The following is a 26,239-nucleotide window of genomic DNA, read 5'->3' on the forward strand; positions in this document are numbered from 1 at the left end:
CCATGGACGGGACAAAGCGAAGCAACATCAAACCTGGCCTGCATGTGAACATCGTGCTGAAAGAAGACCAGCGCACCGGCGACCTCACCGAAGGGTATGTCAAAGACATCCTCACCAACTCACCCACTCATCCCCACGGCATCAAAGTGCGCCTGGAGACGGGAGAGGTAGGTCGTGTGAAGGAAATATTGGAAGAAGAATAGCTACAACAATCCTTCATCCGCGAAGCTGTAGTAATCGTTGTCGGTGAAGATGATGTGGTCGAGCACGGGGAGGTCGAGGAATTGGCCGGCTTCTTTCATTTTCTTGGTCAGGGCGATGTCGGCGGCGCTGGGCTTGGTGTTGCCGCTCGGGTGGTTGTGCACCAGGATGATGGAACTGGCCAGCTGCTCTATCGCCTTCTTGAAAATCATCTTCGGGTCAGCCACGGTGCCGGCCACGCCCCCGCTGCTGATGCTTTCCTTCTTCATCACCACATTGGCGCGGTTGAGCAGAATAATCCAAAACTCCTCGTGCGGCAGGTCCAGGAGCTGGGGTTTGATGTAGTTGTATATGTCGGTGGAGCATGTGATGCGGGTCTTGGCCGCAACGGCCGACTCCTTGCGCCGGCGCCCCAGTTCCAGCGCGCTCACAATAGAGATGGCCTTAGCCTCGCCTATACCTGGGTGCTTCGTCAGGTCCTTCACCGACAGCTTCGCTAACTCGTTCAAATCGTTTCCCACAGCCGACAGAATAATCTTCCCCACATCCACCGCCGTCAGTTTTGTGGTACCGGAGCCAATCAGAATGGCAATCAGCTCCGCATCAGTCAGGGCAGCCCTTCCCTTTAGAAGCAGCTTTTCACGCGGTCGGTCCTCCTCGGCCCATGTCTTGATGTTGAGCGATGCGCTGTAGTATGACATTTCTGCAGCAGCTGACTTTTTTTCCACAACGGTATAGATTTTGTTAGAGAATAGGCATGAAAGGTGAATCTGTTTCTCCTTAAAATAGTTCATAGAAAGCGGTCTGTCCGCTTACTTTATTCACTTTATATCCAAATTCGAACTTAAGCTGCCTGAAAGTGTTCTCATGCAGCATCAAGAACATACTATGCAAAGATTTTTTTCAATAGGAGTGGTTCTCTTCATACTGTTCCTGGTAGACTTTTATGTATTCCAAGCTATCAAGACGGTTACACAGGGTTTATCTGAAACAGCACAGCGAGTTATCTACTTCCTATATTGGGCGGTGTTTGCCATTACGGCAGGCACGTTCGCATTGGCCTCCCTCACCCGGGGCACGCCTCCTGACACTTTCAAGACGTACCTGGCCAGCACCCTTTTCATCATTTTCGCTTCCAAACTGGTGGTGGTGCTATTCCTGTTCCTTGACGATGTGCTGCGCCTGGGCAAGATTGTCCTCAACAACGCCAGCAGCAGTGAACCTAGCTTTGACCCGTCCCGCAGCAAGTTCCTCAATCAAATGGGACTACTGGTTGCCGCCGTGCCTTTCTCGGCCTTCATATACGGTATGGTGAAGGGCGCCTATGACTACCGGGTGAAGCGGGTGACGTTGCGTTTCCCGAACCTGCCCAAGGCTTTCGATGGTTTTAAGATGCTCCAGATTTCGGATTTGCACACCGGTAGTTTCACCTCCACCGATCCACTCAAAGAAGCGGTACGGCTGATTAACCAACAGGAGGCGGACCTGGTGTTCTTCACTGGTGACCTGGTGAACAACGTAGCCACTGAGCTGACGGCCCATGTCGATACCCTGAAGGAGATAAAGGCTCGCAATGGCGTGTTCTCCGTGTTGGGCAATCACGACTACGGTGACTATGTATCCTGGGAGAGCCGCGAGTCTAAAAGCCGCAACCTGCAGACGCTCATTGAGACTCATGGCAAAATGGGCTGGCAGATACTCCTCAACGAAAACCGCCTCATCGAGAAAGACGGCGAGCACATTGCCATACTGGGTGTTGAGAACTGGGGCAACCGGGCCGGCTTCCCGAAATACGGCGATTTGGGTAAGGCCTACAGCGGAGCAGAGAACAGTCCGTTCAAGGTGCTGCTCTCACATGACCCATCGCACTGGGATGGCGAAATCAACAAGAAGTTCCCGGACATTGACCTGACGCTGTCTGGCCATACCCATGGCATGCAGTTTGGCGTGAACATACCTGGCCTCAAGTGGAGCCCGGTGCAGTATGTGTACGACCAGTGGGCCGGCCTCTACAACCGGGGTAAACAATACCTGTACGTGAACACTGGCCTTGGATTTATAGGCTATCCGGGTCGTGTGGGCTTCCTGCCGGAGATTACGGTCTTTGAACTGAAGCAGGCCTGATAGCAATCATTTCTATCATTTCATAAGGAGCCGGCAGAACTGCCGGCTCTTCTTTTTTCACACTATCACAATATATATTTTATCATATTCTATACCTGCCATTCAGTTTCACTGGATTTCTCTTTACCAATAAACTAAATTCAGTAAGTCATCTGCTTTTCAAGCCAATAATTAGGTTTTAAAGCTTACCACAGTTGTTTCTATTAATCTTCGGGCAAATCTGAGGTATAAACAAAACCTACTCCATACCGTAAAGACCTAAAGCGGCCTGCATAAATTTTATACTATTTCAAGTATATCAGGCTGCTCATTTTAAGAATCAACTTAAGGTATTTGAACTATGAAAAAGGTATTTTATTCTATAGGATTAGTAAGTGTGATGCTCTTCTCTGCCTGTTCCGAAGACAGGGGCACGACCCGTGAGGTAGCAGACGCAAATAAGGACGAAAACGTGGACCCTGACCAGATAAGGGGCTATGGCGAAGAACTCACCTCGGCCGCTGACATGGGCACAGAGAATGAATGGCGCCAGCATGCTGAGCAGACGTCAAACCAGATGGCCACGGACTTGAAGTTGAGCACAGACGCACAGACGCGTGTGCAGCAGGCATTGTATGAGCGCGAGCGCCGTCTGGCTGAGCTGCATGACGAGTACAACTACACCGAGACGAACCGCATGGGCGGTCAGGCCAAGAACGACACCCGCAATGACATGGGCAACAACCCGGCTAACGACCTGGATGCGGAGCGCTCCAACAACCAAGGCAATGCCTATGAGGGCAACAGCAACGTGAACGATGCCGAAAACCCTAACCTGAGCATGCGGGAGTCCGACATGAATTCCGAAAGGGAGCTCATCATGGCCGACACCGACCGGGATTTGAAGGCAGCCCTCACTCCGGAGCAATACAAGCAGTATGAGCAGAACCGTGACAAGTACAAGAGCATGAACGCCGCCACGGGCATCAAGAGCAATTCCGGAAGCAGCAGCACAAACACGACCGGCAACAACCAGAGCAATATGGGTACAACCAACCAGAACACCAATGGCGATACCAATATGAACAACAGCAACCAGAACAAGTCCGGCATAGGGAATAAAACAAACAAAAACTAACGTTACTCCTTGACGTATAACATATTAGTACCGAAAGCCTGTAGCGCCCGTAGCTACGGGCTTTCGCATTTCCGGCCCTTCGGGTTTCCATCAAATTTTCGTAACTTTATAACCAGACAGGCGACTGCCCACAAAACTTTCAGGCTGGCATACTTTTTGGCCGTTTTCGGCGTACTGAATAAACCCGTTGCCACCGCTAGAGTGGCCCAATGCAGCAACATGCTCCGACACCCATTGCTTTTTCTGGTTACCTTTCTCCTTCTGGTGTGCATGCTCCCGGCACAGGCGCAGCGTACCATTCGGGTGAGTGGCACGGTGCTGCAACCCGACAAGGTGACACCGGTACCGGGTGCGGGCATTATCAAATACGGTACAAACACAGCCGTAGTGTCTGACGAACAAGGAAAATTTCTGATTGACATTGAGGAGAACGACACCTTGCTGGTGCGTGCAGTAGGGTACAAGCCGCTGCTATACCTACCCAAGAAACTCCCGGTGTCTGAACTGCGCGTGAACATCGTGCTGCAGGAAGACAGTGTGATGCTGGGCGAGGTGGAAGTCACCAGCCGCCCCTCCGAAGAGATGATACAGCGGGCCCTCCGCAACATGAAGCGCGAAGACCCGGAATACGTCAAACGGCCCGGCTACCGCCCGGAGCTGGAGCCTGGACCACCTGCCCCGCCCCCGCCTCCTACCATCCTCAACCCGATGACGTTTCTCTATGATATGTTCTCCAAGGAGGGAAAGCAGAACCAGAAGCTCCAGCAACTGCTGCTCATTGAGGAAATGAAGCGCCGGCGGCAGGAAAAGGAGAACTACAACCGCTTTTTCAAGGACAATACCGGCTACGAGTAAAGTTGGATTAGCTGAAACATTCGTCTTCTGCGTAGGTTAGGTATACCTATACCTGACACACGTATGAAAATCGGCTACCCCTGCATCAACCAGACCTTAGACTGCTCCTCTTCCAGAACCTTCCGCCTTGCCTCCTATTCCGAGGAACGGCTCATCGAGACGGTGGAGCAAAACTTGGCTTGCCTGCGCCGCATACTGGAGTTCAATGTGCAGCACGGGCTGCTGTTCTTCCGGCTTACATCCGATTTGGTGCCCTTCGCCTCCCATCCCATCAACACCTACGACTGGCAGGAACATTTTAAAATGACGTTCCGTCGCCTGGGCAATTACATCAAGAGCAACAACATGCGCATCTCCATGCACCCGGACCAGTTCGTGGTGCTCAACTCCCCCAATCCCGACACGGTGAAAAACTCTATTGCCGAACTGGTATACCAGGGAAGCGTGCTGGATTTGATGGGCTTGGATAGCACAGCCAAGCTGCAGATACACGGCGGTGGTGCTTACGGAGATAAGGAATCGGCTCTTAACCGCTTTGCAGAGGTATACCACACCCTACTGCCTGAGGAGGTGAAGGCGCGACTGTGCGTAGAGAACGATGACCGTACCTACAGCCTCACCGACTGCCTGATACTGCATGAACTGACAGGTATGCCTATCATTTTCGATAACCTGCACCACGAGTGCATCAACAACGGGGAACCGATGCGGGAGGCGGCGCTACTGGCTGCGCAGACCTGGCATCCTGAGAAAGACGGAATCCTGATGGTAGACTACAGCGCGCAATCGCCGGGGGAGCGCAAGGGAAAGCATATACAGAGCATAAGCGAAGAGCCCTTCCACGACTTCCTGGTAGAGACGGAAGGCATAGACATGGACATCATGCTGGAGATAAAGGACAAGGAAGAGAGTGCGCTGAAGGCCATCGAGATAGCCAGGTCGCTTGAAAGGGTGTAGGAGCCGCTATACCTAGCCGGCTATCAATTGGTATACGTACTCCCCCATTTCCCAAAGGGCCCATACGAGCAGCGCAAACACGACCGCTAGTCCAACCATCACACCTACGATGATGCCTTTGCCACTGCCTTGGTAGCGGCCCTCCTCATAATACGCCCGCAGGAGGCGCACGTTTCGGTCATTGGCCTTGAACGCAAAGTCAAAGATATTTCCCAGTATAGGTATACTGCCGAACAAGGCATCAACGGCCACATTCAGCAGCATGAGCGTGACGAGTTTGCCGCTGGCACCGTGGCGGGCCATGGTGAGTATGAGCATGGCAGACACACTGAAGGAAGCCAAGTCACCGACCACTGGTAACAACCCCAGGATAGGGTCCATGCCGAAGCGCCAGTTGGTGCCCGGGAAGCGGAATTGGTTATCCATCAACTTCGTAACCCGGTCCACCCACTTCAAGCTCTCGCTGCGGGGCGTGCGGGTATAGTGCGTGTAGTGTTCTGCCATAGCATCCTATACGCAGGCAATTACCAAAGGTAGCGCGGACGAAACCCTGTAATGCAGAGGCACTGCTACCAGTTGGAATAGTTGCGCTTGGCCATCTTGTTCTTCTTAGGTTTATACGCACTGCCTTTCCACTTCTTGCTCACTCTGTCTGGCTTCCCCTTTATGTGGCGCATGCTGCCATAGTCATCTACCACAATGGCGTTTCTGCTGCGATGCAGGGGTGAACAGGAGGAAAGGGATGCCGCCATAGTCATGACAGCCAGGAACAGGGTGAGTCCAAAGAGCTTCATATGATGCGCCTTTATAAGTGGAAGTATTAAAGATTATATATTTACTATATACAGGTTCTGAGACATATAAGTTAAATAAAATTTAATTAATTTATATATAGAAGTATATAAAATAAAAAAAGTGCAGTATGCGGCTGGTTTGCACCTAGCCGCAGACTGCACTTCAATCTGTGCTTCGTTGCTCTGGCTTATTGCGCCGGCTCTGGGTTCATCACCACTTTGATGTAGTTGTTCATCTTCAGGTAGCTTTTAGCTGCCTTGCTGATGTCTTTGGAGCTAAGCTTCTCTACCAGGGCCAGCTTTTCGTTCAGGGCCGTTGGCTGCTCGCCGTAGTAATAGGCGTTCTCCAGTGAGCTGAGCCAGGCACGGTTCTCGCGCATGTTCGTCTCAATGGCGCGTCTGTCCGCTTCCTTCACCTTGTTCAGGTCTGCCTCCAGGGCACCACTCTTCTGCAGCTTCTTGATTTCCTCAAAGGTCGCATTCACAAGCTTGTCCACGTTCTCAGGGGCGCAGGTAAAGCTGATATTGAAGGCGTAGCTCTGGTTCGGGAAACGGTTGGCTCCTGCAGAAACGCTGGTGCCGTACACGCCGCCAATCTCCTCGCGCAGCTTCTCCGTCAGCCTGATTTTCATCACCTCGGACAGGGCCGCCAGGTGATAGCTGTTCTCTTTGCTATACTTGGCCTCGTCGCGGAAGCTGATGACCACGTTGCTCTTTTGGTCTGAGCCCTTCACCAGTTCCTTGGTGACCACCCCCTTTGGGGCACGCACGCCCACGTCTTTGAAGGTTTCCTTGCGGTTGGTGGCCGGCAGGCTGCCTAAATAAGTCTGCAGCATCGGCTTCATCTGCTCAACATCAAAATTACCCACGAACACGAAGGTAAAATCGCTGGCATCGGCAAAGCGGTCTTTGTAAATCGCATAGGCTCTGTCCAGGCTCACTTGGTTCAGGTCCTCTACCGTTGGAATGCTGCCGCCGCGCAGGTGGTTCTGCGACTGTATGCGGGCCACCTGGTCAGCGAAGTAGTTCTGCGGGCTGGCCAGCAGGTTCGGCAATATGCCTTTGTACTGGTTCAGGAAAGCCTGGAAATCCTGCTCGCTCTTGCGTGGGGCTGTGAACTTCAGGTGCACCAGCTGCAGCATCGTCTCCAGGTCTTTTGGTGTGGTGTTGCCCGACACACCTTCACGCAGCGAGGAAATAGAAGCGTTCACATTGGCGTTCTTTCCAGCCAGCACCTTGCGCAGGTCTACTGCCGACATGTCCTTCACACCGCTGCGTGACATGATTTCAGACGTGAACGAAGCTGTATGGAAATCAGAGTCGCTGTAGAGCGAGTGGCCGCCGTGGCTGTAGGCCGTCATCAGGATTTCATCATCCTTAAAATCAGTCGGCTTCAGCACCACGCGCACCCCGTTAGAGAGGGTCAGCTCTGTCACGCCCAGCTTCTCTATTTTGTTCTCTTTGGTGATGGTACCTGCCTTGGGAGCGGCATCCATGAGCGTTGAGGCAGTCACTTTATCCTCGTAAGGCTGCAGGTCTGCCAAGGAGGCTTCCTTCAGAATGCTGAGAATCTCAGCCTCAGTCGGAAGCTTCAGGGACTCTTTATCCGGCGCCGTGATGACCACCACGCGGTTATCGTCGGTTATCCACTGGCCTGCCAGTTGGTTCACCTCCGCCAGCGTGATGCCGTCTAGGTGCTTCTTCAGGAACTCAAACTGAAACTCAATGCCGGTTGCTGGAGATTCGTCGAGGAAGTTGGCCACGTACTGGTTCACGTATACCCCCGAGTTGGTCTTGCTGCGTTCGTTGTAGGCCTTCTCGTAGGCTGCCAACACCTGCGTCTTGTAGCGGCTCAACTCTGACTGGGTGAAGCCATGGCGTTTCACGCGCTCATTTTCTTCAGCTACGGTTTTCAAGCCGCGTACCACGCCGCCTTCGTTGGTGGTCACGTAGGAGGAGTAGGCGTCTTTGGAGCTAAGCCCCTGCAGGGAGGTATAGGCGGTGGTGGCGAACAGGAAGGGCGCATCGGCTTGCTGCTGCAACTCGCTCAGGCGCTGGTTCAGCATGCCGTTGTACATGTCGCGGGCCAACTTGCTGCGCATATCCCCAAGCGTTTTCAGCTGCAGTGCGTCCTTTTTGTAGTGCAGTTGCACACCAGGCATGGTGGCCTCTTTGTCGCGGACAATAGACACCAGGGTTTCCTTGTGGTTTGGGACGTCAAACGTCTTGCGCTCCTTCGGGTTGGCGGCTGCCTTGTACTTGCCGAAGTTCGCCTTGATTTTCTTTTCCATGGCGTCCACATCGATGTCGCCTACAACTACCACGGCCATCATATCAGGGCGGTACCAGTCTTTGTAGAAGCGGCGTATTTCTTCGTGCTTGAAGTTCTTCAGCACCTCATCGGTACCGATGGGCAGGCGCTGTGCGTATTTGGAGTCTTTGAAGAGCACCGGGAAATACTGGTAGGCCATACGCATACCTGCTTCCTGACGTGAACGCTTCTCCTCCACTATCACACCACGCTCCTTATCAATCTCCTCACCCTCAAAGGCCACATTGAAAGCCCAATCTTCCAGGATGAGCAGACTCTTGTCCACAATCTCCTCTTTGTCAGTAGGTACTGGAAGGATGTACACTGTCTCATCGAAACCGGTATAAGCGTTCAGGTGCGCCCCGAACTTCACCCCTACTGACTGCAGGTAGTTGATGAGCTCATTCTTCTTGAAGTTCTTGGTGCCGTTGAAAGCCATGTGCTCTGTGAAGTGCGCCAGGCCCTGCTGGCTATCGTCTTCCAGAATGGAGCCGGCATTCACGGCCAGGCGCAGCTCTGCACGCTTCTCCGGGGTGCTGTTCTTCTGAATGTAATACGTCAGACCGTTGGCCAGTTTGCCAGTACGCACGTTCGGGTTCAGCGGGATAGGCTGGTTCAACTCTGATACGGCCGTAGTGACCGGCTTCTGGGCGAGTGCCACCTGCTCCACCGACGTACCCAACAGGATAGCCGTCAGAGCCAGGGTGTAAAACTTCTTGTTCATGAAATGGGATTTAAGGTTTTGTTTGTTCTTCATTGCCTGGAAAGGACTTCGCACGAATCATCCCCACACCTCAGGCGGCAGGATATATAGGTTAAAAATAGGGCTATTTTATTTCATAACACAGGTTAATTATACCTATTCCGACTTTCTATATACAAAACCAGCTATTCTCACGACCAAATTACCGGGATGCTGCTGGACGGCATGAAAAAAGGCAGACCCTATGGGCCTGCCTATACCTTGTGTTAATGCTGCTGTATCAGCGCTGTCTACTTCTTCCCTTTGCCACCCTTGCCGTTTCCGCCTTTACCAGGGTGCCCTTTGCCGGAGTGCCCTTTACCGGGTCCGCCTTTGTGCTGAGGCCCATGACCAGGCTTGCCCTTCGGAGCCACTGATTTCACGGTTGTGTTGTTATTGTTCACTATCACCACTGTGTTGCCGCTTTTGCCCTTCTTGTGCTTCGTGTGGCCGGGGTTGGTGGTGCGTGGGTGGTGCGGGTTGTTCGGGTTCTTGGTCCAGCCTTTTTTGTAGCCAGCGTGGCGAGAGGCCTTGCTGTCTTTGATGATGATAACCTGTCCGGTGTTGCTGTTTTTCTTGCGTGAGCTGGTACAGGATGCCATTGTGGCTACAGACAGCACGAGCAGTAGAAGGAGTCGAAGGCTTCGCATGGTGAAATAGCTGATGAGTTTTGTTTTAGATTAGGTTTGTCTCCTGCAAAAGTATACAATTCTGTTTTATCCAAATAAAAAATCTCCTCTAGAAATGTGCAATTCCCGTAGACCAAGCCCCAATTGCACACGTAGTTGCTTCGAATACCCAACCACTAGCCTTAAAAAGGCGTACTATCACCCGTGCTTGCACTTCAGATAGCACTAAAATTCTAACATTTTACTTCCTATGCTTAATAGATTTTCAGGAATTATACTATTACTATTATTAATTGCAGGACTGTTGACTTCGTGTGAGCAGAGCGATGATACCATTGAGCCCGAGTTGGAGAAGACAGAGGAAGCAGTGGACGTCCACGTCATCATGGGGCAATCCAATGCGCAGGGTTTTGGCAGTAATGCCACTGAACTTCCAGCCGATGTGCAGGGTCCTATCAAAGGGGCCTATATCTTCAATGCGGCTAAGGGACAGTTTGAGCCCCTGCAGGCCGGCGTAAACACGCAGGCCGCCGAAGGGGAATTCGGATTGGTAGTCAAGGCCGCCCAGCTTCTGCAGCAACACAAGAAGCAGGATGTTTACTTTATCGTGACAGCCCAGAGCGGCACCCAACTCTACAAGTCCGGCACAAGCGATGTACAGGACTGGCACCCGGAATCGGGGGAGCTGCTCGCGCAGTCGAAACGGACGATTGACAGAGCCCGAATGGCTTTGATTGCCAGCGGTAAAACCCCTGTTGTCAAATCGATTGCATGGTGGCAGGGAGAAAAGGACGCCACAGAAGAAGCCATGGCAAGCGCCTATCAGCAGAACGAACAGGCCCTTTTCGAATCCTTGGACCAAGTGGAGTACCTGAAGAACACCAAAAGGGTAGTGTATAAGATATTCTCCGACATTCCGGAGATGCCTTTCGCCAGCGGGGTGAACGCAGCGAAAGCTAGGCGTGCCGCAGCCGACCCCCGTACCATCAAGGTCATCGAAACAGATGGCTATGAGCGCATCCCGGAGGATAGAATCCATGCCAATGCCGCAGGCCAGGTGCAGGCCGGCACTGACTTGTTCAATGCCATTAAGGAATTATAGCCTTAAACTATACCTGAAACAGAAACAGGAGCCCCCGCAAGAGGGCTCCTGTTTCTGTTTCAGGTATAGGCTATGTCTTTCTACTTGGTGCGCACCTTGTGCCCGGCCATGGCATAGTACAGGATGAACAGGTAGCAAGGTACCATAATCCAGTAGGCCTGCTGCGCGTTGAAGGCATCGGACAGCGCACCGTATACCAGTGGCAGGATGGCGCCACCGGCTATACCCATCACCAACATAGAAGAGGCGGCTTTGGTGAATCGACCCAGGTTGGCGAGTGCCAGCGGCCAAATCGCTGGCCACACCAGCGAGTTTGCCAAACCCAGCAGAGCGATAAAGCCCACGGAAACGTATCCAGTGGTGAAAATGGCTCCTAGGGAGAACACGACACCTAATATGGCGCAGAACTTCAGCGCATTCTCCTGCTTGATGTATTTGGGTATGGCTATTATACCGATGATGTACCCCACTACCATCGCCACCATGGTAGCACTCGCGAAGTATTGCGCTGTCGTCAGTGCAATGTCATACGACAAGCCGTAGCCTATGATGGAATCCACTGCAATCACCTCCACACCAACATACAGGAAGAGCGCAAAAACACCCAGCAGCAGGTGAGGGAAGGCAAACACGCTCTTTTTGCTGGTGTTTGCAGCCGCGACTGCTTCATCCTCCACTTCAGTATCTACTTCGGGAAGGCTGGAACGGTATATCCAAAACCCAAGAATCAAGAGCACGACAACGATGCCTATGTAAGGTGGTATCACCTGCAGAGCCATCTCATCCAGGGCAGCCTCACGGGCGGCGGCCGTCATACCCAACACCTCAGACTTCAGTTTATCTGCATTCTCCAGATTCAGGAAGAGGCCCAGGATAACAGGGGCAGCTGCACCGGCCATCTTATTACAGATACCCATGATGCTGATTCGCTTGGCAGCACTTTCTGCCGGACCAAGAATCGTGATATAGGGGTTTGAAGCCGTCTGCAGAATGGCCAGTCCACAACCAATGATGAACAATCCTGCCAGGAACATGATGTAGATACGGGTCATCGCTGCAGGTATAAACAACGCTGCCCCAAACGCCATCACCACCAGGGCAACAGACATACCATTCTTAAAGCCAAACTTCGTCAGCACTCTGGTTGACAGAGGGGCCATGACCAGGTAGGCTATGTAGAAGGCGAAGGTGACGAAGAAGGATTGAAACCTAGTCAGCTCACAGGCGATTTCCAGGTATGGAATCAGCAGGGAGTTCAGCCAGGTAACGAAGCCGAAGATGAAGAACAGGGACCCGATGATGATAATCGAGCGCATGTATCCGCCCGAAGCATTCACCTGCCCGGTCTTGTCATTTGTGGAAGAGGCTACTTTTGTCATTGTGGTTAAGGTATAAATAAGGTGCAAACGTTACATCCGGCATACTTCAGGGGCTATACCTGTGCGCAACCAGCCGCTATGCTGTGTTATGGTTCGGAATGAGGGTACAATATAAAATTTATCTCGCTTAGTTTCAGGATAGCGCCGGGTTAATTTGTGCATTTGCCTCTCCAAGGGCAGGCTCCGGCGCCACTTGTCGGGTTTCGCCGGGGCCTCACTTGCCCAGTACTGGCCTACTCTACCACTATCTCATCCACCATGAGCCAGGTCTTCTGCCCTGCCGACGGATATTTCGCCGGGCTCTGCCCCACGTTTTTGGCCTTCACCTTCACGTAACGGGCCCTTGTCACCGGTATGGTGGAGGCGACCTCGTGCGTCATGATGCCTTCCGCGTCCAGTGGGTTGGCGTTCGTGATGACATCCACCGTCTTGTAGTCCTTTCCATCCTCTGACACGGAATACTCTACCTGCGCTGGCAGGAAAATGCGGTAGCCGATGTTCTGCATGAAGTTGGTGCTCAGCCGTATAATCGGCTGCACTTTCTGCAAATCGATGACAGCTTCCATATCGGTGCCCAGAAAACCGGTCCAGTGGCCGTCGTACTGGTCAGTGGAGCCTTTGACGCCATTCACCAGCTTGGCTTTCGGAGCGAAGTTCTGGTGCGCCGGTATCACAAGGTCTATGGATTTGGAAAAGCCTTTGTGTGCCTCAAACGTCTTTGTGCTCACCTTCCCAATCAGTTTGCCGTCTACAAAAGAACCGGCTTTGATGGTGGCCGTTTTGTTCAAGGTGAAAGGTTGAGTATACTCTTTGGAAGTGGTGGAGGGCTCGGTGCCGTCCAGCGTATAGTGAAGCTTCGCATTGGCTGCATCTGTCTTGAACATCACTTTTGCAGCGCCTCTTACGGAATCTATCTCCAGTTGCTGCTGCACGTTGAAGGCGCTTCTGGAGTAGTTGATGCCCAGGGCGTCGTAGCGCTTGTATTGCTCCTGCATGCGGTTCTGGAAACCCTTCCAGTTCTTCTGTTTGGCCGGCGTCCACTGTACCTCTGACAAGGCTGATATACGGGGAAACACCATGTACTCTATATGCTCGGTGGTGGGGATATACTCTGTCCAGAGGTTGGCCTGTATGCCTAGGATGTACTTTTTCTCGTCGGCTGCCAACTCTGCCGGGGTCGGCTCGAAGTTGTAGACGTGCTGCAATGAATTATACCCATGAATGGCAATCGGCTCCAGGCTTCGCTCGCCCTGATAGTAGTCAAAGTACAGGGGAATGCCCGGAGACATCACCACGTAGTGCTTCTGCTTGGCGGCGGCTATACCTCCCTTGGTGCCGCGCCACGACATCACGTACGCGTTGGGGGCCAGGCCACCCTCCAGAATCTCGTCCCAGCCAATGATGATGCGGCCGTGCTTGTTCACGAACTTCTCCATGCGCTGCACAAAATAGCTCTGCAACTCGTGTTCGTCCTTCAGTTTTTCGTCAGCGATGCGCTTCTGGCACTTCGGGCAGACCTTCCAGCGGGTTTTAGGCGCTTCGTCGCCACCGACGTGGATAACCTTGCTTGGGAACAGCGCCATCACCTCTGTCAGAACGTCCTCCAGGAAAGCAAACGTCTGCTCGTTACCGGCACAGAAGATATCCGGGAAAATGCCCCACTTGGCCTCTACTTTGTGAGGGCCGCCGGTGCACGAAAGCTCGGGATAGGCTGCCAGCGCCGCCAACGCGTGACCTGGCATCTCAATCTCCGGCACCACGTTGATGAAGCGGTCCTGGGCATACTTTACCACGTCTTTTATCTGCTCCTGGGTATAGTAGCCGCCATGGCGCTCTTTCTTGTAGTGCTGTGGCAGGTCCCAGTAGTGCCCAATCAGGGTGCTGTCGCGGTAAGCGCCTACCTCAGTTAGCCTTGGGTGCTTCTTGATTTCGATACGCCAGCCCTGGTCATCGGTGAGGTGCCAGTGGAAGGAGTTCATCTTGTGCATGGCCAGGTAATCGATGTATTGCTTCACGAACTCCACCGGGAAGAAGTGGCGTGTTACATCGAGGTGCATACCGCGCCAGGTATAGCGGGGCTTGTCCACAATCTGCAGGGCAGGTATAGCCACGGGTGCAGCGGTCTTCTGAGTCGGCAGCAATTGCTTTAGCGTCTGCATGCCCAGGAAGGCACCATGCGCCTCTTTGGCCCCAAGGGTTATGCGGGATGGCGTCACGCTCAAGGTATAGCCTTCGGCACCCAGGGTGTCATTGGCCACTTCCAGTGTCAGGTGTACCAGGTTAGTGGCTTTCTTCTTCGGCTTCTGTTGCAGCACTTCCGGTTTTATACCCGATGCCTGCTCGATGTTCTGCGCCAGGAACTGGCCTACGCGCAGCAAATCCTCGTTTTTCGGGTCTACGTAAATTTTAGTGGAGGCCTGCAGCGGGAAGCTCCCCTGCTGTGTCGTCAGTTTAACAGGCTGCGGTATCAGCGCCAGCGACTCCGGCTTTACCTGCGCCAGTACAGGCGTCAGTCCGGCTATACCTGCGGCGCAGGCCATGGTGAGGGCAAGGGTGAGTATCTTTTTTCTGAAGTCCATACCTAAGCGGATTGAGTTTGCAGATTGTGTTGGTTCTTGAGTTCGAAAAGGGCTGCCGCGCCTAAAATAGCGGCATTGTCCAGGTCCGACACACCGATGTGCAGCTGGCTCCTCACGGCCTTGAACGGGAAGGTTTCCAAGCTTTTTCGCATCGCTGCTTGAAACAGCGGGAAACACTTGCTCACGGAGCCTCCCAGAAAGATGGCCTGCGGCGAGAGGATGTACAGCACGATTTTGATGGCATTGCCCAGGTGCTTTCCGTACTCGGCATAGGCTTCCAGCGCGCGGGCATCTCCTTGCTGCGCCTGCGCATACAATTTTTCACCTGGCACGCCGTAGGTATCCTGGAAGAACTTGCCGCTGCAATAGTCTTCTATGGTCTTGTCGAGGTAGGGTATGCCGCCCAGCTCCCCGGCGCTGGACAGGGTACCTGAGTAAAGGCTGTTGTGGATGATGATGCCTGCGCCCAATCCACTGCCCAGTGTTATGCCCACCAGGTTGCTGAATGACTTGCCCTGCCCGTACATTTTCTCGCCGGCGGCAAAGGAGTTGGCATCATTGCTCAGGTATACCGGTAACCGGAAACGGTCTTCGAGGTAGGCCTTCAGATGCACTTCCTTCCAAGAAGGGATATTCTGCACATCGCATACCACGCCCCGGCGCTCGTCCACCAAACCAGGCACTCCTATACCTATACCCTTTACTTCGGCGTCTATCAGCGGGGCTATACCTTCCGCCAGTTCTGCCAGCACCTGCTCCTGTGGCGCCTGCGCCGGCGTATGGAGCCTCACCTCCTGCAACACATTACCATCCTGCACCACACCTGCATGCATTTTGGTGGCGCCTATGTCAATACCTAGTATTTTAAAATTACTCATCTAAAGCGGTTAATCGTATTAAAACGAAACGGCTACAACAAAGCTAGTGATTTGCTTTGTTGTAGCCGTCATTATCCATTTAGAACTTCCACCTCACGAAGGCCTCCATGGCCTCGTAGTTAGCCAGGCCCAGGTTGTCGTAGCTCTTGGCGGTTTCGCGGTTGCGTTCCTCGGCCCGTACCCAGAACTCGCGCGCGTCGTCGCCTGGGAAAACCGGGCGGTCCTTCTGGGACTGGTGCTTGAAGATGGCGTTGCGCTTGCGCTCCACTTCCTGTGGCGACAGCGGAACAGCCATCTCAATCTCGTGTGTGGCGAATTCGTGCCAGGCGCCGCGGTACATCCATAGCCAGCAGTCCTTGGCCCAGTCCTCGGTCTCACGCAGGCGCGACAGGGCCGCCAACACGATATTGAAGCACACGATGTGCGTACCGTGCGGGTCGGCGAAGTCGCCGGCGGCGAATACCTGGTGCGGCTTCACCTGCTGCAGCAGCTCCATCGTCAGCTCCACGTCTATGTCCGTTACCGGCTTCTTCACGGTCTTGCCCGTCTCGTAAAACGGCAGCGCCATGAAGTGGATGTTATCGTCTTCCAGACCGGCATAACGGGCGCCTGCAATGGCCTCGCTCTTGCGGATAAAGCCCTTCACGTTTCGAATCTCCTGGGAGTCGAGCTGGTTGGGTTGCTTGTTCTCCAGGAAGCCGCGCATGTCTTCGTAGGTGTTCTCCAGAAAACTGGTATCCTGCCCCATGCTCTTGTTGAAGTCAATGGTGAACTCCATGTAGCGCAGTACGTCATCGTCCCAAACGGCCGTGTTGCCGGAGGTCTGGTAGGCCACGTGCACGTCGTGCCCCTGGTCTACGAGGCGTATGAACGTACCACCCATAGAAATCACGTCATCATCGGGGTGCGGCGAGAAAATCACTACGCGCTTGCGAGCCGGCTCGGCACGCTCCGGACGACGTTTGTCATCGGCGTTTGGCTTGCCACCTGGCCAGCCGGTGATGGTGCTCTGCAGCTTGTTGAAGATGTCGATGTTGATGTTGTAGGCCGGACCTTTCTCAGTGGCTAGCTGCGCCATGCCGTTGTTGTTGTAGTCCTCGTCGGTCAGCTTCAGAATCGGCTTTCTCACCTCTTCCGACAGCCAGATGACAGCCTTTTTGATGAGCGCCTCATCCCATACGCAGTCTTTCACGAGCCATGGCGTGTTGAAACGCGTCAGCTCCGAAGCCGCATCCATATCTAGCACAAACTCTACGTTATCGGACAGCTGCAGGTAGGTGGCCGGCACCTCGCTTGATATCTCGCCTTCCACAGCCTTCTTGATGATGGACGCTTTCTTGCCGCTCCAGGCCATCAGGATGATTTCGCGGGCTTTGAAGATGGTGCCTATGCCCATGGTAATGGCTTTGCGTGGCACGTTCTCCTTGCCACCGAAGTCGCGCGAGGCGTCACGGCGGGTCAGGTCGTCCAGCGTCACAAGGCGCGTACCAGAATTTGGCGCTGAGCCCGGCTCGTTGAAACCGATGTGACCCGTACGGCCTATACCCAACAGCTGCAAATCCAGCCCTCCCAGCGACTCTATCTTGCGCTCATACTCCAGGCAGTAAGCATGGATTTCCTCCTGCGGCAGAGTGCCATCCGGAATGTGCACGTTCTTCTTCTCAATGTCGATGTGGTCGAACAGGTTCTCGTTCATGAACGTCACGTAGCTCTGCACGGCCGTCGGCTGCATCGGGTAATATTCGTCCAGGTTGAACGTGATGACGTTGCGGAAGCTGAGTCCTTGCTCGCGGTGCAGTCGCACCAGTTCGGCGTATACCTTCACGGGCGTGGCGCCGGTGGCAAGCCCCAGCACGGCCTTCTCGTTTCGGCCTTGCTTGTACCGGATGAGCTCCGCTATACGCTGGGCCACTTTGACAGAGGCGATGTACTCATCGGGGTAAATGGTAACCGGAAGCTTCTCAAAACGGGTTTCTTCCAGAAGATTTAATCGAGCCATGTTTCTGATGTGCTATATTGTAATGTTGTGATTCGTTATTTAGATGATTCCATGCGGTGCTCAAAAATGCGCTCCATCACGGTGGCCACCGGCCCCAGTATACCTGCCTGCGCGCCCAACTGCGACAGCGCCACCTCGGTGCGCTCGCGCAGCTGCGTCATGCAGTAAGTGTTGATGGATTGCTGTATGGGCGTGGTGATGTACTGCCGGGCCTCGGCCATTTTGCCCCCAATGATGATGAGCTCCGGGTTGAACAGTTGGATGAGCATGGCAATTCCACGGCCCAGGTTGCGGCCCGTCTCGGCCAGCAGCTGGATGGCGTATTGGTCACCCTCGTTGGCGGCCTGCAGGATGGCGTGCGGCTCCAGCTTCTCCAGCTCACTGCCTGTCAACTGGCTCAGCAGGGTATGCTGCCCGGCTTGCATGCCTTCGCGGGCTATCCGCGCCAGGGCGCTTCCGGAGGCCACCGTCTCCAGGCAGCCCCGCTTGCCGCAGTGGCACAGCACGCCGCCGTCAATAAAGGGGATGTGCCCAAACTCTCCTGCGAAACCGGAAGTACCCACACGCAGTTTGCCGTCCATGATGACGCCCAAACCAATACCCCAATCCAGCGTGAGCACCAGCACGTCGCGCCTGCCCTGCGCAGCCCCAAAGCGGTATTCGGCCAGCGTGGCGCTTTTCACATCGTTCTGAATGTACACGGGCTTGTTAAACTTGAGGGCCAGTAAATCCTGCAGCGGTGTCTCGTGCTGACCGGTGAGCAGGTAGGTATAGCTGTCGCCTTCGCGCGAGGAGACAAGTCCCGGCAGGCTCAACCCAATGCCCATGAGCTTGTCAGCGTCTATACCTGCCGACAGCACCAGGCCATTGGCGTGTTGGTGCAGCTCTTCCAAAGCGCTCAGGTCTTTGGAAAGGCGTATGGGAAAGGTATGGGTGCCCGTGATGTTGTTGTTATTGTTGTCGAAGATGGCCATGCGGGTGCTGAACTTCTCCATATCGATGCTCAATACGAAGAGGGAGTTGTTGCGCAGCCCGTACAATTCCGGTTTGCGGCCTCCTACTGACTCACCCCTGCCTTGTTTCTCCACCAGCCCTTCCGTCATCAACTCATTAAGCAGCGCCATCGAAGTAGGCGAACTGATATTGAAGCGGTTGCAAATCTCAGCGTTGGAACGAGCCCCTTTCACGTAGAGGTGCCGAACGATTTTAATCTTCTGCAGGTGCTTCTTCCGCTCCACGTGGTTGAGCTTCTCCAGATGTTCTTCTTCCCATGTTAGGAATGCACTCATGCTACTGGTTTTGGTGTAATAGCATAAAGATGCAGAAGTTTAGAAGCAATAGCAAATACTTTTATAAAATTTTTATAAAAGTTAAAGACGATGTTTTATATTTTTTATGAATTAAAAAGTGATAAACTATTTTTTGTTAGCTATTTGCCTGCAACTTTTGTCTTTCCAATCTTCTGTCATTCCGACGGAAGGAGGAATCTCATACCTTTCTTGCCGCACATCCAGAGCCAGCGCAGATGTGGCTTTTATGAGGACGGCGGGGAAGAGAGGGAATAGAGGAACAACCCAAGTGCAGTCCAGCCCCCATCTCTCACCGCCGGTTCCCGCTGCGCTCGCACCGGCGGTGGTTATGGTAACAGATTCCTCCTTTCGTCGGAATGACAGAACGTGTATGGGGATGACAGGAGAAGGTATTTGTGGTAGGTTCGTTTGGATAACCGCAATGACAAAGGAGGGAATGACGGCAGAAGGGAGGGTATAGCAGAGAGTGAGGTCATCCATCAGAGCGACATGCAACAAAAAAAGGCAGTAGCTTTCGCTACTGCCTTTTTTGCTATCAATAATTGTTTAACCTATACCCTACTCATATAGCGGTTTCTCGCGCAAATCCACCAGCGTGGCTTCAGGCGAAATACGCTTGGCTCGCAGGAAACGGCCTAACTCAAAGGCGTCGTGGTTGGCTGCGTTTGGATTCATGCTGTTGATGCGGACGCGGCCGGCAGAGTGGATGAACTCCTGGTTTCCGCCAATCCACATGCCGACATGCACCACACGCTCCGATTTTCCGTCTTTGGCAGGCACCCCAAAAAACAGCAGGTCGCCCGGGCGCAATTCATCCCAGCCCTTATCTGTGTTAACCAACTCGCCGATGTGAATTTGCTGGGAAGCATCGCGCGGAAGCACTAGACCGTTCATGAAGAATATGGTTTTGGTGAACCCGCTGCAGTCCATGCCCTTCACAGAGGTACCACCCCACAGGTAGGGCATACCAAGCATCTCTTTGCCGGAGGCTACCAGATTCTCCTCAGTTGGTTTACGGGTAGCTACCCACTCCTTGAAATCCATCGCTTCGGCAGTAGACACAAAACCGGTGCGTCCGTCCGGGAAGGCTACTTCGTAGTAATCTTTTGTCTTATTCTTCAACACCATCACGTCGCCGTATACCATGTCTGATACAGTCGTGGCATTTTTGTCTGCTGAGGCGTGGGCGAAGCCGTAAGTTTTGGTATAGATAAGCTTTTTGCCCTGCTGCCAGTTGTTGAAAGCGGTCTCGTCCATCAAAGCGATACCGCCATAGTCCACCCAAGCCAAATATTTGTCCGGAGTCTGTACCAGGTACCAGCCGTCATCCTTCTTCCATACCTGGAGCGGCGTGCCCATGGTGGCCTGGGTGGCCAGCTCAGCAGAGTGTTTCGGCTGCGAGCGCAGGTTGGCCACAGAGATAGTCACAATGGCCTGATGCTTTCCGTCAAGCGCAGCTTCCGGTAGCACCTGAATACTATCCACAAAAGCAATGTTAGCGGCCTGCAGGCGCTGCATCAAATCAGTTTTTGCCTCCGGCATGTTGGTCTCTCCGCGCAGCACATCGCCGTTGGGTTTCACATCGAACAGAGCAACCCGTTTGTCCGGTGCATACTGCTGACGCACCGCGTCAACGTGCGTTTGGGCAGGAGATACTGCAGCTTTAGCATCTGCCGCCGCGGCTGTTTCAGAGGAGGTGCTTTGCGTGCCGGCGCAGGAAGACAGGACCAACAACAGCAACAGCACGAAAGGATTTTTCTTAATCATAGCATGGATTTTAAATCATCTGCCAGCACAGGAACCAGGTGACAGCATTATTCACTAAACGTTTTTCTCTTTATAATAATTCGCTACTGGGGTGCTACCAACTGCATGAGTATGGCTGAGATGTACGCACCATAGGTGCCCACGGCATAACCGAGTATAGCGAGGAGGACGCCCACTGGCGCCAGTGCCGGATGAAAGGCAGCTGCTACAATAGGCGCTGAGGCCGCCCCGCCCACATTGGCCTGACTGCCTACTGCCAGGAAAAAGAATGGTGCCTTGACCAATTTACCTACTAGCAACAGCAACAGCATGTGAATCGAAATCCAAATGATGCCAACTAGAAACAGACCGGGTTGGCTGAAGATGGCACCTACGTCCATCTGCATACCGATGGTTGCCACCAGGATATAGAGGAATGCACTCGCAATGCGGGAAGCGCCAGCCCCCTCCAGGTTACGAACCTTGGTAGTGGACAGGAGCATCCCAAATGTGGTAGCCAGCACCACGAGCCAAAAGAAGCCAGATGTCAGGCTGAATTGGGCAAGATAAGGGGCGTTAGCTTCAATCCATGGGGCTATAATATCGGCAAAAAAGTGCGCCAGACCAGTCAGGCCGAAGCCTACACCGGCTATCAACATGATGTCGGGCAGCGTAGGGACCTTCATGATGCTCTGGCGGTAGCTCTCAATCTTGTTCTTTAAGTCATTCACAGCCGAGCTGTCTGCCTTGAAAAAAGCATCTATCCTCTCCGACCTTCCGGCACCGTACAGCAGCACCGCCATCCAAATATTAGCGACAATCACGTCGACGGCAATCACGGCTGAGAACAGGTTCGGGTTAGGCTTGAACACCTCGAACATGGCCAGCTGATTTGCGCCGCCGCCAATCCAACTACCGGCTATGGTAGAAAGTCCGCGCCATACGGCATCAGGCCCCTGTCCGCCTACAATATCGGGTGCAAAGGTTGACACTACAAGTATGGCAATGGGTCCGCCAATGATAATTCCAACCGTGCCTGTGATGAACATAAGCCCCGCTTTGTGACGCAGTTTCCAAATCTCTTTGAGGTCGAGGCTGATGGTGAAGAGCACCAAACTAGCCGGCAACAAGTAGCGCGACGCCATTCCGTACAGCCCTGACGTTTCACCGGAAATGATGTTGAGTGAGTTGAGCAAACTAGGTATGAGATAGCACAGCAAGAGCGAGGGCACAACCGAGTAGAACTTCTTGAACACGGTGCGCTCACTGGAGGCTGTTTTGAAGATGATGGCCAGTATAACGACGAGTATACCCAGCACAACGGCATCGTTGGTGATAAGGGGTGCTGTAGCGGTGGTGGTTTCTTCCATGAAATTTGGTTTTCCTCTAAAGGATTGATGTTGTATTTATTTTCGCTGTTTAATCTACCTTTGGATTATGGCTGTTGCTGCACCCTAGCGAGTTTTCGCTGCAAGTCTTTGGTCGTTCCGGTGCCCTTGTGCCAACAGCTGCGTTGCTCTGTTTTGAGCCCTCATGCTACGTGGTCTACGCACCTGGACTGGTCCAGACACTTCTTGGTTCCACCCCTGACCATGCGACTATACCTGATTACCCTCTCAAAAGAAAAATCCCGCGGCCGATTAACATCCCCCTGCCCCCTTTGAAGGGGGACTTCCTGCCACAGCTTTTTCTAAGGTATAGACACTGTAGCACTTGTACACTGGCAGGTATAGCAAGGCATACTTACAACCTTAGCCACAAAGCAGCGGCCTAAGACAGGTGCACCGATGACGATTTTTTGTTCGAGCGGTCAGCGAGTTCAAAATCGTCTTGACTTTTATGCCTACTTTTTGTGTCAAGACAAAAAGTAGGTGCCCGCCGCACAGGCGAAGGTATGAAACAGCAAAGTTACAGGTATAGAACAACTGCAGCTATAAGACTTCAAATCATTAGCTTATAAAGCTACTCTCCTGAAAACTGATGTATCAACTCCGTCAAGCGCTGCAAATCCGCCTCAGTGTGCGCACTGTTCAAGATGACCCTTGTTATCGGCTCATCGGCAGGCGTTGGGTAGCGGAAGCTGGAGATAATAACCCCGTGCTCCTGCAGGAAGGCGGCCAAGCCAGGTTGATGCACCCCAAACACAGGGTATCTGTCAAAGTAACTGAATTGCTCCGGACGCTCCAAATGCTTCAGAAAGTAAGCGATGTTTGCATACAGCTTCACACGCGCCTCCCGAAAGACAGATTCGCAACGCAGGAAAGCATACAGGTAAGCAGGTATAGCCGGTGACGCCCCACCGAAATAGTGGCTGCGCCGCAGCTGGTCTACCAATTCTTTATCGCCTAAAACCACGCCGGCAGGTATCCCCAGCGCCTTTCCCATGGAGCTCGCCACCACCAAGCGCATATTCGGCAGCAGGCGCGCGCTCAGCTGTGCGTAAATTCCTGCCCCATCCTCTCCTGTCACCCCGAAGCCATGCGAATCATCGACAATCAGGGTGATTTGCTTGTCAGTAGGCAAGGCGCTTAACCAACTGAAACCGTGGTTGCGCGCCTTGAGCGGGTCAAGGGAGTTGCAGACCAAAATAATGTGCGTCTTCCCCGAGGCCTGCACATTCCGCAGCATAGGGCCCACCCAGGCGTCGTAGTCGCCGGTGACCTCATCGGCGGTGCTGCGCCAGAGGGCGGGGTGCGTGTTGGGCGCGTAAATGAAATGCCCGCTCCCCTGCAGGGTCTGCACCAGCGCCTGCCCCGCCAGGTAGCCCGACGACATCGTGAAGGCCGCCTCGGCTCCGGTATACCTGGCCAGGTACTCCTCCACCTCCTCGAACACCTGCAGCTGCAGATTGGAGTTGCGGGAACTGGAGTAGTTGGTGCCGTAGCGGGCCATACCTTCCAGCAGGTGTTGCCTGAATTCAGAATTCACCGGTATACCCAGGTAAGAGGTCCCGCTGAAAAACAGGAACTCCTCTTCGTTTACCACCAGGGTACGGCCCGGCAGTTGGTCTGTGTATACCTTATTGGCCATTAAGCTGTCAGGGTAACGCCGGTGCCGTTCACGTTGCTGAACTTCACTTGGCCGTAGTTGATGGTGACGCCGGTGGCGATGTCCTTGCTCAGCAGCAGGGCGCCGTCCATGTCCACGTAGTCGAGCATGGGCAGTAGCTGCGCGATGGCCGATATACCCACACTGGATTCGGTCATGCAGCCTACCATCACCTTCATCCCCAGACTCTTGGCTTCGGCAATCATACGGCGGGCGGGCGTGAGGCCTCCGCATTTGGTCAGCTTGATGTTCACCCCATGAAAATGTCCGTTGCACTTGGCTACGTCGCTTTCGGTGATGCAGCTCTCATCGGCAATCAGGGGCAGCTCAGACCGCTCGAATACGGCCTTCATGCCTTCCATATCATCGGCGCGCATGGGTTGCTCGATAAACTCCACACCCAGTTGCTTCAAGTGCTTCGAGTTCTCGATGGTCTCTTCCACGCTCCAGGCGCAGTTGGCATCTACACGGAAAACGGCATCGGTATGCTTGCGCAGCTCCTGAATAATGGCCACATCTTCCTTCGTACCGAGCTTGATTTTGTAGAGCGGCCACGGCATTTCCTGCAGCTTCTTCACCATGTTATCGATGGTGTCGATGCCGATGGTATAATCCGTCAGCGGCATGTTCTCCGCCTCCAGGCCCCACATTTTGTAAAGCGGCTGGCCGTGCATTTTGCCGAACAGGTCGTTGGCAGCCAAATCCAGGGCGCACAGGGCAAAAGGGTTGTCAGCCAGGTGTGGCTGCATCTGCGCCCAAAACTCCTCCGGCGAGGTCAGCTCCGTCGACTCAATCTTCTCGCGGATGCTTTCCAGCGCATTGGTCATGTTCTCGATGGTGAAGCCGTAATATGGGTTACTCGTCGCCTCGCCATATCCCTTGTGCTCGCCATGCTGCAGCTCCACAATCAGGGTTTCCTGCACGTCGCGGGAGTCGTAGGAGATGGTGAAGGTATGCCGCAGCGGCAGCTCGAAAGAGCGTATCGTTAGTTTCAACATAGTTGGTTGGTTTGTGTAGTATAAACTAGCTTGTTCATTCTTTTAATACTTCTCGTGCACCTCGGTCATGATGCGCTCCATGGCGCTTCGTATCTCTGACGAAGACGATTTAAAGTTGTTGTTCATGAAGCTGTAGAGCAGCAGTTTGCCGCTCTTGGTAATGATGTAGCCGCTCTGGTTATGCACATGCGCCAGCGTACCGGACTTACCGAAAACAAACGGAACCTCGGCTTTGTAGATGTTGCGGAAGGTGCCTGGCCTGCCTCCTACAGCCAGCATGGGCAGCAACTTCTCTTTCGGGCGCTCGGCCTGCATTTTCTGCAACAGCGCGATGATGCTGCGCGGCGTGAACATGTTCATACTGGACAAACCTGATCCGTCAATCCATATAGGAGCGTCAGGTAAATCAGATAGGTAGGTGCTCACGGCATGTTTGATGGCCCGCTCCACTGACAGCGTATCCGACAGTGTACCAGAACTCAGTATCATCAGTTGCTCGGCCATCAGGTTATCGCTCACCTGCAGCATGCGTTTGAACACGGTGTCTGCGGGCAGGCCGTAGAGCGTCTGGGCATTGGCAGGTATAGCGCGTTTCACCAGTTTCACGGGACGCTTCAGGGTATCGGCCAGGAGCTGCACCGTCAGTTCGGGTGACGTGATGAAGGGCACTTCCTGAGAGAAGGCAATAGCCGCGCGTTTCGGGTTGTAGGCGATGTCGTTGGTGCGCCAGGCCCTGCGGAAGGTGTCGCGGTGGGCGTTTTTGGATGTATCAGGCTTTACGTGCTTCTCAAAAAAAGCTGGTGTGGTGGTATAGGCGGTGGTGCTGTCCTTCTTGAATTTGACGACGTTGCCGTGTATCGGGAAAGCGTTGCGCTCCGGCTGGTAATAGTAGTTGTAGTCGTCCCAACCCCAGTTGGTGGCGAAGGGCGTGCTGGTCATGGGCGCCTCGATGTAGTAGAGCTTTTCCTTGCGGTTTTTCAGGAAATCGTAGGCGATGTTGTTCTGCAGGTCCATGTGCGTGAAGGTCGGGTCACCGGTGCCCCAGAAAATCAGCGAGTCGCCTTTGGCCACGTACTTGAGGGCAGGTATGGAGTCGCCTAGCATTTTAGAGGCAGCATAGAACGTGAAAAGCTTGGTGTTGGAAGCCGGCACGAAGTACTTGTCGGCGTTGTGCTCTACCACCGCCTTGCCCAGTTCCGGGTCATACAACACAAAGCCCACGAAGCTTTGCTGCAGCAGGCCCACTGCCGACACGCGCTGCTGTATCTCGGCAGGCCCGTAGGGGGCGGGCGCTTCGGTCTTGGGTTTGGCCGCGCTACAGCCCAGCAGGAAGAATAAGCCGAGGCAAGGTAGAAGCCGCCAGGTATAGCGAGTGAGTAGAGGTTTGGTCATGGAAGAGTTACTATTACTTTTTTATGTACCTAGACAATCAATAAGTACTCATATGCGGGAGCATTTGGAGCATGAGAT

Annotated in this window: 21 protein-coding genes; 6 read left to right on the plus strand and 15 right to left on the minus strand. The window is 53.6% G+C overall.

The annotated features are described in order from the left end of the window. Positions 1-2: 2 nt before the first annotated feature. Positions 3-203 carry a YwbE family protein gene (locus tag B051_RS0117000; protein WP_018479424.1) on the plus strand — a complete coding sequence of 67 codons (201 nt, stop codon included), beginning with the start codon at positions 3-5 and terminating at the stop codon, positions 201-203. On the opposite strand, the gene radC is transcribed toward B051_RS0117000, so the two are convergent. Next, a complete protein-coding gene (gene radC / locus B051_RS0117005) occupies positions 204-902 on the minus strand; it encodes a RadC family protein (RefSeq protein ID WP_026236478.1) in 699 nt (232 codons plus the stop codon). Between the two features lie 187 nt (positions 903-1,089). On the opposite strand from radC, the gene B051_RS0117010 reads away from it, so the two are divergent. From B051_RS0117010 to uvsE, 4 genes are all read left to right on the plus strand, one after another. After that, complete coding sequence (locus tag B051_RS0117010; RefSeq protein ID WP_018479426.1) at positions 1,090-2,325, plus strand: metallophosphoesterase; 1,236 nt, start codon at positions 1,090-1,092, stop codon at positions 2,323-2,325. 340 nt (positions 2,326-2,665) lie between these two features. Continuing rightward, positions 2,666-3,442 carry a hypothetical protein gene (locus tag B051_RS0117015; RefSeq protein WP_157579022.1) on the plus strand — a complete coding sequence of 259 codons (777 nt, stop codon included), beginning with the start codon at positions 2,666-2,668 and terminating at the stop codon, positions 3,440-3,442. 219 nt (positions 3,443-3,661) lie between these two features. After that, positions 3,662-4,297, plus strand: coding sequence for a carboxypeptidase-like regulatory domain-containing protein (locus B051_RS0117025; protein ID WP_018479429.1), 636 nt, complete (start codon positions 3,662-3,664; stop codon positions 4,295-4,297). A gap of 63 nt (positions 4,298-4,360) precedes the next feature. Further along, positions 4,361-5,254 carry a UV DNA damage repair endonuclease UvsE gene (gene uvsE, locus B051_RS0117030; RefSeq protein WP_018479430.1) on the plus strand — a complete coding sequence of 298 codons (894 nt, stop codon included), beginning with the start codon at positions 4,361-4,363 and terminating at the stop codon, positions 5,252-5,254. 12 nt (positions 5,255-5,266) lie between these two features. On the opposite strand, the gene B051_RS0117035 is transcribed toward uvsE, so the two are convergent. From B051_RS0117035 to B051_RS0117050, 4 genes are all read right to left on the minus strand, one after another. Beyond that, positions 5,267-5,758, minus strand: a complete 492-nt coding sequence (locus B051_RS0117035) for a DUF4112 domain-containing protein (RefSeq protein ID WP_018479431.1) — start codon at positions 5,756-5,758, stop codon at positions 5,267-5,269. A 65-nt stretch (positions 5,759-5,823) separates the two neighbouring features. Beyond that, positions 5,824-6,048 (minus strand): hypothetical protein, encoded by a 225-nt coding sequence (locus tag B051_RS0117040; protein ID WP_018479432.1) that lies wholly within the window; start codon positions 6,046-6,048, stop codon positions 5,824-5,826. A 188-nt stretch (positions 6,049-6,236) separates the two neighbouring features. Next, entirely contained in the window at positions 6,237-9,083 is a 2,847-nt protein-coding gene (locus B051_RS0117045) for a M16 family metallopeptidase (RefSeq protein ID WP_018479433.1), read from the minus strand. A gap of 269 nt (positions 9,084-9,352) precedes the next feature. Then, entirely contained in the window at positions 9,353-9,751 is a 399-nt protein-coding gene (locus B051_RS0117050; RefSeq protein WP_033317005.1) for a hypothetical protein, read from the minus strand. Positions 9,752-10,034: 283 nt separating this feature from the next. On the opposite strand from B051_RS0117050, the gene B051_RS0117055 reads away from it, so the two are divergent. Continuing rightward, positions 10,035-10,832: a sialate O-acetylesterase gene (locus tag B051_RS0117055; RefSeq protein ID WP_026236479.1), complete on the plus strand. Its 798-nt coding sequence runs from the start codon at positions 10,035-10,037 to the stop codon at positions 10,830-10,832. An 80-nt stretch (positions 10,833-10,912) separates the two neighbouring features. On the opposite strand, the gene B051_RS0117060 is transcribed toward B051_RS0117055, so the two are convergent. The 10 genes from B051_RS0117060 to B051_RS0117110 form a co-directional block, all read right to left on the minus strand. Continuing rightward, entirely contained in the window at positions 10,913-12,211 is a 1,299-nt protein-coding gene (locus B051_RS0117060; protein ID WP_018479436.1) for a sugar MFS transporter, read from the minus strand. Positions 12,212-12,444: 233 nt separating this feature from the next. Then, on the minus strand, positions 12,445-14,790 hold the full coding sequence (locus tag B051_RS0117065; protein WP_018479437.1) for a beta-N-acetylhexosaminidase: 2,346 nt from the start codon (positions 14,788-14,790) through the stop codon (positions 12,445-12,447). A 2-nt stretch (positions 14,791-14,792) separates the two neighbouring features. Further along, positions 14,793-15,668, minus strand: a complete 876-nt coding sequence (locus B051_RS0117070; RefSeq protein WP_018479438.1) for an ROK family protein — start codon at positions 15,666-15,668, stop codon at positions 14,793-14,795. 79 nt (positions 15,669-15,747) lie between these two features. Next, positions 15,748-17,667: a glucosamine-6-phosphate deaminase gene (nagB, locus tag B051_RS0117075; protein WP_018479439.1), complete on the minus strand. Its 1,920-nt coding sequence runs from the start codon at positions 17,665-17,667 to the stop codon at positions 15,748-15,750. Between the two features lie 35 nt (positions 17,668-17,702). Beyond that, positions 17,703-18,956, minus strand: a complete 1,254-nt coding sequence (locus tag B051_RS0117080) for an ROK family transcriptional regulator (RefSeq protein ID WP_018479440.1) — start codon at positions 18,954-18,956, stop codon at positions 17,703-17,705. A 579-nt stretch (positions 18,957-19,535) separates the two neighbouring features. Beyond that, a complete protein-coding gene (locus tag B051_RS0117090) occupies positions 19,536-20,744 on the minus strand; it encodes a C40 family peptidase (RefSeq protein WP_018479442.1) in 1,209 nt (402 codons plus the stop codon). Positions 20,745-20,827: 83 nt separating this feature from the next. Continuing rightward, complete coding sequence (locus B051_RS0117095; protein WP_018479443.1) at positions 20,828-22,093, minus strand: DUF819 family protein; 1,266 nt, start codon at positions 22,091-22,093, stop codon at positions 20,828-20,830. A 592-nt stretch (positions 22,094-22,685) separates the two neighbouring features. After that, positions 22,686-23,753, minus strand: a complete 1,068-nt coding sequence (locus B051_RS0117100) for an aminotransferase class I/II-fold pyridoxal phosphate-dependent enzyme (RefSeq protein WP_018479444.1) — start codon at positions 23,751-23,753, stop codon at positions 22,686-22,688. Next, on the minus strand, positions 23,753-24,769 hold the full coding sequence (locus B051_RS0117105) for a dipeptide epimerase (RefSeq protein WP_018479445.1): 1,017 nt from the start codon (positions 24,767-24,769) through the stop codon (positions 23,753-23,755). Before B051_RS0117105 ends, B051_RS0117100 begins: the two co-directional genes overlap by 1 nt. Before the next feature lie 42 nt (positions 24,770-24,811). Continuing rightward, positions 24,812-26,161, minus strand: a complete 1,350-nt coding sequence (locus tag B051_RS0117110; RefSeq protein WP_018479446.1) for a D-alanyl-D-alanine carboxypeptidase/D-alanyl-D-alanine-endopeptidase — start codon at positions 26,159-26,161, stop codon at positions 24,812-24,814. Positions 26,162-26,239: the final 78 nt, after the last annotated feature.

The sequence above is a fragment of the Pontibacter roseus DSM 17521 genome, from assembly GCF_000373265.1.
In the GTDB taxonomy this organism is placed as follows: domain Bacteria; phylum Bacteroidota; class Bacteroidia; order Cytophagales; family Hymenobacteraceae; genus Pontibacter; species Pontibacter roseus.